Origin of the sequence: Amycolatopsis roodepoortensis (genome assembly GCF_024628825.1) — a bacterium.
GTDB lineage: Bacteria > Actinomycetota > Actinomycetes > Mycobacteriales > Pseudonocardiaceae > Amycolatopsis > Amycolatopsis roodepoortensis.
This window is the reverse complement of sequence record NZ_CP102415.1, coordinates 5135799-5147720: the sequence shown is the minus strand read 5'-3', so window position 1 is coordinate 5147720 and position 11922 is coordinate 5135799. Positions and strand designations below refer to the sequence as shown.

Here is an 11922-nt window from a genome sequence, read left to right as displayed (position 1 = left end):
TTTCGTAGCGCCGTGACGCCGGTAGCGTCGTATCGGTGCGTAACCGGGTCGCGTTGCTGGTCGCCTTGGGAATCGACAACTTCGGCTCGGGACTTTTCCTTCCGCTCGGGCTGGTCTTCGTCATCCGTGTGGTGGGTCTGCCCCTCGCCCAGGCGGGGACCGCGGTCACTCTCGGTGCGTTCGCCGGTCTGCTCGTCCCGGCCATCGCGGGTCGCCTCGTCGACCTGATCGGCCCGCGGACGGTGATGATCTGCTCCCACGTCCTGCAGGCCGCCGGAGCGAGCGCCTTCCTGCTGGCCGACGGGTTCGCCGGTGTCGTCGGCGCGACCGTCATGCTCGCGGCCGGGCAGCAGTTGTTCTACAGCTCGCAGTTCTCGCTCATCGCCGACGTCGCCGGCGAAGGGCCGAAGGACCGCCCGTTCGCCGAAGCCGCGATGGTGCGCTCCGCCGGCTTCGGGCTGGGCGGGCTCGCGGCGGCCGGGCTTCTGGTGTGGATCGGGCGCGAAGGGCTGTACGTCGCCGTGATGGTCGACGTCGCGACCTTCGTCATCGCCGCGGCCATCCTTTCGACGCTGGTCACCCCCGCCCCGCGGCACCCACGGCGCTGCTCGGGGCCCGCGCGGGTCTGGCGGAACCGCCCGTACCTGGCGCTCATCGTCTTCAGCGGCCTCTTCGCGCTCACGATGGACTTCTTCCTCATCGGGATGCCGGTGTACGTCTTCAACGCCTTGCACGGGCCCCGGTGGCTCCCCGGCGCGATCATCGCGCTGCTCACCGTCGTCACCAGTCTGGGTGGAGTCGTCGGATTGCGGCTCACCCGGAAGCTGACCCGGATCGCCGCCATGCGCGCGGGCTCGGCGTTGTTCGCGGTGTGGTGCCTGGCGTGCCTCGCGGTGGTGTTCGTGCCGAAGGTCTTCCAGCCGGTTTACCTGCTCGGGGCGACCCTCGTGCTGGCCGCGGGCGATCTCGCGTTCGGCCCGCGCTCCGGGGCGCTGGCCGAAGCCGCGGCGCCGCCGGAGGCGCGAGGCCGGTATCTGGCGGCCTTCCAGTACGCGTTCACGCTCGCCGCGGTGATCGCTCCGGCCGTCGTGGCGCTGTTCTCCGTGGCAGTCTGGATCCCGTGGGTGCTCGTGGCCGCGTGCGCCTGTACCGCCGTGGTCGGCCTCGGCCGGGTGGGCCCGCGTCTGCCCGCGGAGGCCGTCTCCCCGACCGGGGGCTGAAACTTTTCAAGGTTGAGCGGAACAGACTCAACTTTGCTGACGTTGTACCTGTCGACAAGCTTTTGCACGACCTAGTACGAGGTGAGGGATGGACGCTTTCAACCCGACCACGAAGACCCAGCAGGCGATCTCGTCGGCGGCGCAGGCGGCCACGATGGCGGGCAACCCGCACGTGGCGGCCGCGCACCTGCTCGGCGCCCTGCTGGCGCAGGGTGAGGGGCTCACCGCACCGCTGCTGACCGCGGTCGGGGCCGATCCGGCGCAGGTGCACAAGGAGCTGGAGCCGCTGATCGCGGCGCTGCCGTCGGCGACGGGCGCCACCGTGTCGAGCCCGCAGTTCGACACGAACGCGGTCAAGGCGCTGACGCACGCCCAGAAGCTGGCGACCGAACTCGGCGACGAGTACGTCTCGACGGAGCATCTCCTCGTCGGCCTCGCCACCGAAGGCGGGCCGGTGGCCGAGCTGCTCAAGCGGCACGGCGCCACCCCCGACGCGCTGCGCGAGGCGTTCGCCAAGGTGCGCGGCTCCGCGCGGATCACCAGCGCGGATCCCGAAAGCACGTTCAAGGCGCTGGAGAAGTACGGCGTCGACCTGACCGAGCGCGCCCGCGCCGGCGAGCTGGACCCGGTGATCGGCCGCGACACCGAGATCCGCCGCGTGGTGCAGGTGCTCTCGCGCCGCACCAAGAACAACCCGGTGCTCATCGGTGAACCCGGCGTCGGCAAGACGGCCATCGTCGAAGGGCTCGCCCAGCGCATCGTCGCCGGTGACGTGCCGGAGTCGTTGCGTGGCAAGCGCGTGGTGGCGCTCGACCTCGGCTCGATGGTCGCGGGCGCCAAGTTCCGCGGTGAGTTCGAGGAGCGGCTGAAGGCCGTGCTCAAGGAGATCACCGACTCCGCGGGCGAGGTCGTCACCTTCATCGACGAGCTGCACACCATCGTCGGTGCCGGCGCGACCGGCGAGGGCGCGATGGACGCCGGCAACATGATCAAGCCGATGCTCGCCCGCGGTGAGCTGCGGATGGTCGGCGCGACCACGCTCGACGAGTACCGCCAGCACATCGAGAAGGACGCCGCGCTGGAGCGGCGCTTCCAGCAGGTGCTGGTCGGCGAACCGTCCACTGAGGACACCATCGGCATCCTGCGCGGGCTCAAGGAGCGGTACGAGGTGCACCACGGTGTGCGCATCACCGACGCCGCGCTGGTCGCCGCCGCGACCCTGTCCGATCGCTACATCACCGCCCGGTTCCTGCCGGACAAGGCGATCGACCTGGTCGACGAGGCCGCGTCGAAGCTCCGCATGGAGATCGACTCGCGGCCGGTCGAGATCGACGAGGTCGAGCGCGCCGTGCGGCGGATGGAGATCGAGGAGATGGCGTTGTCCAAAGAGGACGACGCCGCCTCCAAGGAACGCCTTGCCGCGCTGCGCTCGGAGCTGGCCGAGAAGCGGGAGACGCTGACGGCGCTGACCGCGCGCTGGCAGAACGAAAAGGGCTCGATCGAACGCGTCCGCGAACTTCAGGAGCAGCTGGAGCAGCTGCGCGGCGAGTCCGAACGCGCCGAACGCGACGGTGATCTCGGCAAGGCCGCCGAACTCCGCTACGGCCGGATTCCCGCGCTGGAGAAGGAGTTCGAGGCCGCGACCGCGGCCAGCGAGGTCAGCCAGCAGAACGTCATGCTCAAGGAAGAGGTCGGCGCGGACGACGTCGCCGACGTGGTCAGCGCGTGGACCGGCATCCCGGCCGGGCGGCTGCTGGAAGGCGAGACGGGCAAGCTGCTCCGGATGGAGGAGGAGCTCGGCAAGCGGGTCGTCGGGCAGAAGGAGGCCGTGCAGGTCGTCTCGGACGCGGTGCGCCGCACCCGGGCGGGCGTCGCCGACCCCGACCGGCCGACCGGTTCGTTCCTGTTCCTCGGCCCGACCGGTGTCGGCAAGACCGAGCTGGCGAAGGCGCTGGCCGAGTTCCTGTTCGACGACGAGCGCGCGATGCTGCGGATCGACATGAGCGAGTACGCCGAGAAGCATTCGGTGGCGCGCCTGGTCGGGGCGCCTCCGGGCTACGTCGGCTACGACCAGGGCGGCCAGCTGACCGAGTCGGTGCGCAGGCGGCCGTATTCGGTGGTGCTGCTGGACGAGGTCGAGAAGGCGCACCCGGACGTGTTCGACGTGCTGCTTCAGGTGCTCGACGACGGGCGCCTCACCGACGGCCAGGGCCGCACGGTCGACTTCCGCAACACGATCCTGGTGCTGACGTCGAACCTGGGCTCGCAGGCCATCGCCGACCCGTCGCTCGACGAGCGTCAGCGCAACGACGCGGTGATGTCGGTGGTGCAGCGGCAGTTCAAACCGGAGTTCCTGAACCGGCTGGACGACATCGTGGTCTTCCACGCGCTGGGCACCGACGAGCTGACGTCCATTGTGGACATCCAGATCGAGCGGCTCGCCACGCGGCTGTCGCGGCGCCGCCTGACGCTGGAGGTCACCGACGGGGCCCGCGAGTGGCTCGCGCTGAACGGCTTCGACCCGATCTACGGCGCACGGCCGCTGCGGCGGCTGGTGCAGTCGGCGATCGGCGACAAGCTGGCGAAACAGCTGCTGGCCGGTGAGATCCGGGACGGCGACACGGTCCGGGTGGACATCCCGGCCCAGGAGGCGTCGGAGGCGCTGACGGTCACGCGGGTGGACTGAGTCCTCGTGAGTGGGGCCGGGATCACCTGGCCCGGCCGCGGCCGACGTTGCGAAAGCCACTTTCGCAACCTTCAACGTTGCGAAAGTGGCTTTCGCAACGCGGCGGGGCGCGTCGCCCAGCAGGACCCCGCAGTACATGAAGGCCCCCTTCTTTGCGCCAGGCGCAAAGAAGGGGGCCTTCATGTACTCGGGTGAGCAAGGACGGATGGACGACACGCCGCGGTCAGGGTTCCAGCCGCGAGTCGTCCGTCCGTCACGCGAGTCGTCCATCCCCGCACGCGTGTCGTCCGCCCGATCACGCGAGTCGTCCATCCCCGCACGCGTGTCGTCCGTCCGGTCACGCGTGCGCGGAGGAACGGACCGTTCCCAGCCTTGGCGACACGGCGATTTGTCGACCTTTCACCGCGTCTTTCGTGGTCTTTCCCGGGCGCGGCACCGAAAGGGGTGGCGCGACACGGCGCCCGGCGGTCACATCCGGTGAGGGCAGGGGGATACCCTGACCGGCGTGGGTATTCCGGCGTGGATCTGGTTCGTCATCGCCGCCGTCGCCTTGGTGGCGGGGCTGGCGCTGCTCGCGGCCGACCGGGCGAAGGAGGGCTCGCGCAATCGCGAGCGCATGCGCTGGGCCGAGCTGCGCGGCTGGCAGTTCGTCGAAGAGGACGAACGGTTGCCGCGGCAGTGGTCCAACGGCGCGATCGGGTACTTCGGTGCCCAGCTGGCGGTCAACGTCGTCGCCGGGTCGACCTTCACCTCCGACGGGCGGCGTCCCGTCTTCATCTTCGACATCGAGACCGAGGGCCAGATCCCGGCGGTCGTGGTCGCCGTGCGGTGCAACCGCGTGCACGAGGTGCCGCTGGAGATGTGGCTGTCCAGCGTGCCGTTCCAGCGCCAGGACATGCCCGAGATGCTCGGCCCGATCGGTCAGCGGTACGCCTTCGCGGACGACTCCGAGGGCGCCCGCAAGGTGATCACGCAGGATCTCGTCGACGCGGCGGACTCGCTCGGCGGCGACGTCGGCGTGGCGTGGCTGGAGAACGAGTGGGTGCTCGCGAGCGTCGCCCCGAACGCCGGGCCGTCGCGGCTCGAGCGGCTGCTGCGCGACCTCGGCGAGATCGCCGACATCGTGGACCCGTTCGACGAGGAGTACGACAACGCCTCGACCCCTGGCCGCCACTGGCAGGCCGAGGCCGCCGACGACATCGAGCCCGGAAATTAGTCAGCCTGGCCTTTGAGGGTGGCGGTGGGGCGGGGTCCGGGCTAGGCCGGTTCGAGCTCCAGCGGGAGCGCCCCGGCGAGGAAACCGGTGTGCGCCGGCTGGCCGAGCAGGGTCAGGTCGAGCGTCCCGGACTGCGTCAGCTGCCCTGCCTGTGCGGGATCGGCGGTCGGCAGGACCCCGCGCACGGTGGACGTCGAGGTGCCGCGGACGGACGCGACGTCACCGATACCGAGGTCGCCGCTGATCGTGTGCGAACCCGAGCCGGTGAATCCGGCGCCGTGCTGCGCCAGATTCACGTCCTGATCGGTGGTGACCAGCCCGGTCGACGGGCCGATGGTGCCGCCGAGGGCGTGCTCCTGGCCGTAACCCGCGCCCGAGCCGACGCCGAGCGGCAGGACCCCGCTGAACCGGCCGTTGCCGTGCTGCGCCGAAGTCGACCCGACGGCGGCGAAATCGCCGACGTCGACCGCGTGCCCGGACGACCGCCCGGCCTCCAGCACGCCGCCGAGGTCACCGGAGAAACCGCCGTCGAGCCGAAGAGCCCGGTCGAGCGTGCCGCCGGTGTGCTGTTCGGACTCGTTGATGACGCCGACCCCGGGCAGCGGGCGAACGGCGTGATAGGTCCCCTCGGCCACGCGAAGGGCGCGGCTGTCCTCGGACACAAGGGTCGGGACGCCGGTGCGCGGGTCGAGCGCGACCTCGGTCAGGCGTGCACCGGTCCGTTCGAGCTCGGTCTCGTTCCCGGCGACGACGCTGCCGTAGCGGTCGACCTTCACCGCTTCCCGCTGGCCCTGCTTGACGGCCTCGGACGTCTTCGCCGCGGCGAGGGCGCCGACCTTGTCCGGACCGGCCGTGACCCGGTCGCGGGTCTCGATGGTCTCGCTCACCGAGCGGCGGATGTCCGCGATGGCCTTCGCGTCGCCGACGTCCTTGCTGAAGACGTTCCGTTCGGTGTTGGTCAAGAAGCCGCGAAAGACGGTCGTGTCGTCTTCGCTGGTGAAGCCGACTCCGCGATCCAGGCTGCCTTCGCGCTGGTGATCGAGAGGAAGCGGGATCGACGGATCGGTCTGGGTGGCGAGCGCGGTGGCCGGGCCGGCGAACAACAGCGCCAGCGGCGCCGCGCCGACCGCGACTTTGGGCAGGTAGCTCGGCTTTCGCCTGCTGTGCTTCCCCATGGGGGCGGACGATACTTCCCGACTCCGGCGGTTGCACGTCAAATCCCCACGGTGGGTGACCCCCACGCCTGTCCCAGCCGAGCGTCTTCCCCGGACCCGACCGAGGAGTAGGTTCCCGATATGACACAGACCGCCCTGATCACCGGCGCCACCGCCGGCATCGGCGCGCAGTTCGCGCGCAGGCTCGCCGACGAGGGCTACGACCTCGTGCTCGTCGCCCGCGACGTCGACCGGCTGGAGGGTTTCGCCGCGGAACTGGTCGAGGCGCACGGCGTCGACGTCGTGGTCCTGCCCGCCGATCTGTCCGAAGTGGACGGACGGACCCTTGTCGAGGACCGCCTGGCCGAAGCGCCGGTGGACCTGCTGGTGAACAACGCGGGCTTCGGGCTCAACGGCGATTTCTGGACCATCCCGCCGGACGCGCTGCAGCGTCAGCTGGACGTCAACGTCACCGCCGTCCTGCGGCTGACCCGCGCGGCGCTGCCGGGGATGATCGACCGCGGCGAGGGCGCGATCATCAACGTCAGCTCGGTCGCCGGCTTCTTCAGCGGCCGCGGTTCGACGTACACGGCCAGCAAGAACTGGGTCACCTCGTTCACCGAGGGCATCGCCGCCTCGCTGCCGGACGGCGTCCGCATGATGGCACTCTGCCCCGGGTTCACCAGCACCGAGTTCCACGAGCGGGCCGGACTGGACAAGCCGGGCCCGAAGGCGTTCTGGCTCGGCGTCGAACAGGTCGTGGACGAGGCGCTCGCGGATCTGCGCCGCGGCAAAGTGATCTCGGTGCCCAGCCTGCAGTACAAGGTGCTCGTCGCGGTCGGCGGGCTGCTGCCGAGGGCGGTGCTGCGCAAGCTCGGCGGCGGTTTCGGCGGCAAGGGCCGCACCTGATCGTCGTCGGCGGTTTCGACGTTGCGAAAGCCACTTTCGCAAAGTTGAAGGTTGCCAAAGTGGCTTTCGCGACCTGCTGCCTTGCCTCGACACGACAGTGCCTGATTGGGCCGCCTACCGGGCGCCGCCTAATCGTCGTCGGCGGTTTCGATCGACCGAACGCCGTCGGTCGCGGCGAGCACGGTGGGCGCGGCGGCGTGATCGGGTCCGGTGAGGTCGAGCGACACCGTCACCTCACCGTCGCGGTCGTCGGTGATCCGCAGGGACGTGATCGACCATCGGCGGCTCGTGCACAGCGCCAGCAGGTCGCGCAGGACACCCTGCCCGTCCACGTAACTCACGCGGAGCCTGGTCGTGCCCGTGCCGCCGGGCAGGTGCCCGGTCAGCCAGGTGAAACCGAGCACCACCACGAAATGCAGCGCCGTCACCACGACCGCCAGCAGCAGCAGACCGGCGCCCGCCGCCATGCCGATGGCCGCGGTCTCCCAGACGGCGGCGGCCGTGGTGAGCCCGTGGATCGCGCCCTGCCTGGTGATGATCAGCCCGGCGCCGAGGAACCCGACACCGGAGACGATCTGCGCCGCGATCCGGGACGGGTCCAGGACGATCTGCCCGCTCGTGAGGATGTCGCCGAAACCGTACTTACTGACCAAAAGGATCAACGCGGACGCGGTGCCCACGATGGTCTGGGTCCGCAGTCCGGCGCTCTTGCCCCTGAGCTGCCGTTCCAGCCCGATCGCCGCCGAAAGCGCGAACGCCGTCGTCAGCTCACCGATCTGGAGCCAGCCCTGTCCGTTCGAGACCATCACCCCACAGTGCCATCGGCCTGACGACGGTTCGAGCCCGTGCCGGGCGGGTACGCGTGGATCATGAAGTCATCACGTGTTGTCATCGCGGGAGTGCTGGCGCTGGCCGCGTGTTCCACCGAACCGGCGCCCGCCCCGGCGGCACCGGGGCCGGTCACGGCCCAGCCGGTGAAGGCGATCCAAACGGCGGCAGGCGCATTGCCCGACGGGCGGGTGTTCGACGTGGAGCCCGCGAACGACGGGTGGGAGATCAAGGTCGCGTCACACGGGCAGGAACACAAGGTGCGCGTGAGCCCGGACGGCGGCCAGGTCCTCGGCAAGCAGCAGGCCGCCAAGCCGAGCGACGACTTGGCGAAGGTCGGACAGGCGGCCGTCGACGCGGTCAAGGCGCTCCAGGCCGCGCAGCAACGTCAGCCGGGCGAACTCGACGAGCTGGAGGTCGACTACGCCGCCGACGGCACCCTCGTCTGGGAGGTCGGGCTCCGCGACGGCAAGGGGATCGAGCACGACCTCGACGTCGATGCCAGGACCGGCGCGGTCAGGTAGGGCCCGCCCTACCGGAGAGACGGACGCTCGCCCCAGGGTGCTTCCGGCCTGGGATTCCTAGTGTTTTCCCCATGAACACTGGGTGGAACGGTGACGCGGTCCGGCTCGACGGCGTCCGCAAGGAATACGGCAAGGGCGTCGTCGCTCTGGACGGGGTGACGCTGGCGTTCCCGCGCGGCGGTTTCACCGCGGTGATGGGCCCGTCGGGGTCAGGCAAGAGCACCTTCCTGCACTGCGCGGCCGGGCTGGACCGGCCGACGTCGGGGTCCGTCGTGCTCGACGGGCAGGAGCTGGCCGGGATGAGCGAGACGAAGCTGACGAAGCTGCGCCGCGACCGGGTCGGCTTCATCTTCCAGGCCTTCAACCTGCTCCCGGCACTGACCGTCGAGCAGAACGTCACGCTCCCGCAGCAGCTCGCCGGCGCCAAGCCGGACCGCCGCGTGGTCGAGGAGATGCTGGCCCGCGTCGGCCTTTCCGGCCGTCGCAAGCACCTGCCCGGCGAACTTTCCGGCGGGCAGGCGCAGCGCGTCGCGATCGCGCGGGCGCTGGTCACCCGGCCCGCGGTGGTCTTCGCCGACGAGCCGACCGGCGCGCTCGACACCCGCACCGCCGCCGAGGTCCTGGCGCTGCTGCGCGACTCGGTCCGCAGCACCGGCCAGACGGTGATCATGGTGACCCACGACCCGATGGCCGCCTCCTACGCCGACCGCGTCATCTTCCTCGCCGACGGCCGGATCGCGGACGAACTGCACGCGCCGACCGCGGACGTCGTCGCCGAACGCATGACCCACCTGGGTGCCTGGGGCGGCTCGGTCAGGGCGGGTGCGTGATGCTGCGACTCGCCTTCCGGACCTTGCGCCTGCGCAAGGGCGGCTTCATCGGCACCTTCATCGCCGTCTTCTTCGGCGCGCTGATCGTCGCCTCCTGCGGTGGCCTGATGGAGACCGGGATCCGCAGCAACGCGGAGCCGCAGCGGCTCGCGGCCGCGCCGATCCTCGTCACCGGCGGCCAGACCTTCGCGCTGCCCAAGGAGGATCCGGCCTCCCTCGAAGCCGACGACAAGCGCAAGTTCGAAGACGCGCGTCTTCCCGAACGCGTCCGGCTCGACAACGGGCTGGTCTCCCGGCTGCGGTCCGTTCCCGGCGTCTCGAACGTCGTCGGTGAAGTGAGCTTCCCGCTCGCGGCGGGCGGGAAGCCCGGCCTCGGCCACGCTTGGGACTCCGCCGTCCTGACCCCGTATTCGCTGGCCGCGGGTGCCCCGCCGGCCGCGGGCGAGGTGGTCGTCGAATCCACGTCGGGGGCCAAGCCCGGTGACGTCGTCGAGGTCGCCGCGCGCGGCAAGACCGAAACGTTCCGCGTCGCGGGTGTGGCCGGTGCGCCGCGTTCGATCACGCAGGCCGCCGTGTTCTTCTCCGCCGCCGACGCCGCCCGGCTCTCCGGACACCCCGGCAAGGCCGACGTCATCGGCGTCTTCACCACGCCGGGCGCGGACGTCGAAGCGGTGCGGGCGAAGGTCGCCGAGGTGGCGGCCGGGGCGAACGTCCTGACCGGCATCGACCGCGGCGTCGCGGAATTCCCCGAAGCCGATTCGAGCGGCTCCAACCTGATCGTCATCGCCGCGGTGTCCGGCGGGCTTTCGGTGATGGTCGCGATGTTCGTCGTCGCCAGCACGCTGAGCCTGTCCACCCAGCAGCGTTCACGGGAACTCGCGTTGATGCGGGCGATCGGGACGACCCCGCGCCAGCTGCGGCGCATGGTGCTCGGCGAAGCGCTGGCCGTCGGCCTGCTCGCCACCGCGCTCGCCGCGGTACTGGGCCCGTTCCTCGGCGAATGGTTGTTCGGGCAGCTCGTCGAGAACGGTGTGGTGCCCGCGGTGCTGCGGTTCTACCAGGGCTGGTTGCCCGCCGTCGTCGGCGCGGGGGCCGCGATGCTCGCGGTGTTCATCGCCGCCTTCTTCGCGGGCCGCCGCGCCGGGAAGATCCGGCCGACCGAGGCGCTCGCCGAAGCCGCGGTGACCCGCCGCTGGCTGACCCCGACGCGCGTCATCGTCGCCGCGCTCTGCTTCGGCGGCGGCACCGCGCTGGCCATCGTGACCGTCGCTGTGATGACCGGCCCGATCGCGGCCAGCACCGCCGGACCCGCGGTGATCCTCTGGGCGCTCGGCGTCGCGATGATCACCCCCGGCGTCGCGAAGGTGATGACGGCGATCCTGCAGTGGCCGATGCGCCTGCTCGGCGGGATCGACGCCCGGCTCGCGGTGCTCAACACCCGGGCGGGCATCGTCCGGGCGGCGGGCGCGGTCACCCCGATCATGCTCGCCGTCGGGATCGCGACCGCGAACATCTACCTGCAGACCACCCAGCAGGAGCTGGCGAACCAGGCCTTCACCGAAGACGTCCGCGCCGACGCCGTGATCGCCTCCGCGGCCGGCGGGCTGTCCCCGGACCTCGTCCAGCGGATCCAGGCCGTGCCCGGTGTCGCCGGAGCGTCCGAGTACGTCACCAGCAGCGTGTTCCTCGAAAACCCGTACGACTCCTCCGACGAGGGGCGACCGGCGGTCGGCCTCACGGCCTCCGGGGCGGGCGCGACGACCGACACCAAGGTGGTCCAGGGCGACCTGAAGGCGCTGACCGGCATGACCGTCGCGCTCCCCGAGGTCTTCGCGAAGGACTTCGGCCGCGGCGTCGGCGACACCGTGGGCCTGCGGCTCGGGGACGGCACGCCGGTCGACGTCAAGGTCGTCGCGGTGACCGGCCAGCGCCCCGGTTTCGAGAGCCTGCTGCTCCCGGCCGGTCTCCTCGCGCCGCACACCACCGCCGGGCTCGCCCCGCAGATGCTGGTCCGCGCCGCTCCGGACGTCGACCCGGCGGCGCTCACCGACCGGCTTCGCGAGGCGACGGCCGGGCTGCCGGTGTCCGTCGGCGACCGGGCGGCGCTCGTCGCGGCGCACGACAAGGACCAGGCCGTCGGCGCGTGGGTGAACTACCTGCTGGTCGGGATGATCATCGCGTACACGGTGATTTCGGTCGCGAACACGCTCGTGATGGCGACCGTCCGGCGGCGCCGGGAGTTCGGCCTCCAGCGGCTCACCGGCTCGACCAGGGCGCAGGTGCTGCGGATGGCCGGGTACGAAGGCGGGCTCGTCGCCCTGGTCGGGATCGTGCTCGGCACCATCGTCGCGGCCGGCTCGATCGTCCCGTTCTGCCTGGTGGCGGCCGATTCCCTGCTGCCGATGGGATCCCCGCTGATCTACCTGACCATCATCGGGCTCGCCGCGGCGCTCGCGCTGGCGGCGACCCTGGTCCCGGCCTGGGCGGCGACCCGCGGCCAGGCCGTCGACGCGGCGACGGCCGGCAATGACTAGAGCTACCTTCGAAGGACCCGG

At 71.1% G+C, this 11922-nt stretch carries 9 protein-coding genes; 7 read left to right on the top strand and 2 right to left on the bottom strand.

Annotated elements, in window-relative coordinates; all coding sequences use genetic code 11:
• The first annotated feature begins 35 nt into the window (after window positions 1-35).
• The 3 genes from NQK81_RS24495 to NQK81_RS24485 all read left to right on the top strand — a co-directional run bounded on the left by NQK81_RS24495 (window position 36) and on the right by NQK81_RS24485 (window position 5122).
• Window positions 36-1220, top strand: a complete 1185-nt coding sequence (locus NQK81_RS24495; RefSeq protein WP_126736117.1) for an MFS transporter — start codon at window positions 36-38, stop codon at window positions 1218-1220.
• An 88-nt stretch (window positions 1221-1308) separates the two neighbouring features.
• Window positions 1309-3906: an ATP-dependent chaperone ClpB gene (gene clpB, locus NQK81_RS24490; RefSeq protein ID WP_126736116.1), complete on the top strand. Its 2598-nt coding sequence runs from the start codon at window positions 1309-1311 to the stop codon at window positions 3904-3906.
• A 505-nt stretch (window positions 3907-4411) separates the two neighbouring features.
• A complete protein-coding gene (locus tag NQK81_RS24485) occupies window positions 4412-5122 on the top strand; it encodes a TtfA family protein (RefSeq protein WP_126736115.1) in 711 nt (236 codons plus the stop codon).
• A 41-nt stretch (window positions 5123-5163) separates the two neighbouring features.
• Here the strand turns inward: NQK81_RS24485 and NQK81_RS24480 are convergent, their stop codons facing one another.
• Window positions 5164-6297, bottom strand: coding sequence for a hypothetical protein (locus NQK81_RS24480; protein WP_257483415.1), 1134 nt, complete (start codon window positions 6295-6297; stop codon window positions 5164-5166).
• Window positions 6298-6417: 120 nt separating this feature from the next.
• Here NQK81_RS24480 and NQK81_RS24475 point away from each other — a divergent pair, with 120 nt between their 5' ends.
• The gene (locus NQK81_RS24475) at window positions 6418-7185 is read left to right on the top strand and encodes an SDR family NAD(P)-dependent oxidoreductase (protein ID WP_126736113.1); all 768 of its coding nucleotides are present in this window, start codon (window positions 6418-6420) and stop codon (window positions 7183-7185) included.
• Between the two features lie 128 nt (window positions 7186-7313).
• On the opposite strand, the gene NQK81_RS24470 is transcribed toward NQK81_RS24475, so the two are convergent.
• Window positions 7314-7994, bottom strand: coding sequence for an MgtC/SapB family protein (locus NQK81_RS24470; protein ID WP_126736112.1), 681 nt, complete (start codon window positions 7992-7994; stop codon window positions 7314-7316).
• Window positions 7995-8054: 60 nt separating this feature from the next.
• On the opposite strand from NQK81_RS24470, the gene NQK81_RS24465 reads away from it, so the two are divergent.
• The 3 genes from NQK81_RS24465 (at window position 8055) to NQK81_RS24455 (ending at window position 11901) form a co-directional block, all read left to right on the top strand.
• The gene (locus NQK81_RS24465) at window positions 8055-8537 is read left to right on the top strand and encodes a PepSY domain-containing protein (RefSeq protein WP_257483414.1); all 483 of its coding nucleotides are present in this window, start codon (window positions 8055-8057) and stop codon (window positions 8535-8537) included.
• Between the two features lie 71 nt (window positions 8538-8608).
• The gene (locus tag NQK81_RS24460) at window positions 8609-9367 is read left to right on the top strand and encodes an ABC transporter ATP-binding protein (RefSeq protein WP_126736110.1); all 759 of its coding nucleotides are present in this window, start codon (window positions 8609-8611) and stop codon (window positions 9365-9367) included.
• Window positions 9367-11901 carry an FtsX-like permease family protein gene (locus NQK81_RS24455; protein WP_257483413.1) on the top strand — a complete coding sequence of 845 codons (2535 nt, stop codon included), beginning with the start codon at window positions 9367-9369 and terminating at the stop codon, window positions 11899-11901. The genes NQK81_RS24460 and NQK81_RS24455 overlap by 1 nt, the downstream gene beginning before the upstream one ends.
• The last annotated feature ends 21 nt before the right edge of the window (window positions 11902-11922 follow it).

Bases quoted from the DNA above. Each gene is read 5' to 3' on its own strand.
- clpB (WP_126736116.1), top strand. From the start codon at position 1,309: ATGGACGCTTTCAACCCGACCACGAAGACCCAGCAGGCGATCTCGTCG.
- NQK81_RS24480 (WP_257483415.1), bottom strand. From the start codon at position 6,297: ATGGGGAAGCACAGCAGGCGAAAGCCGAGCTACCTGCCCAAAGTCGCG.
- NQK81_RS24475 (WP_126736113.1), top strand. From the start codon at position 6,418: ATGACACAGACCGCCCTGATCACCGGCGCCACCGCCGGCATCGGCGCG.
- NQK81_RS24465 (WP_257483414.1), top strand. From the start codon at position 8,055: ATGAAGTCATCACGTGTTGTCATCGCGGGAGTGCTGGCGCTGGCCGCG.
- NQK81_RS24460 (WP_126736110.1), top strand. From the start codon at position 8,609: ATGAACACTGGGTGGAACGGTGACGCGGTCCGGCTCGACGGCGTCCGC.
- NQK81_RS24455 (WP_257483413.1), top strand. From the start codon at position 9,367: ATGCTGCGACTCGCCTTCCGGACCTTGCGCCTGCGCAAGGGCGGCTTC.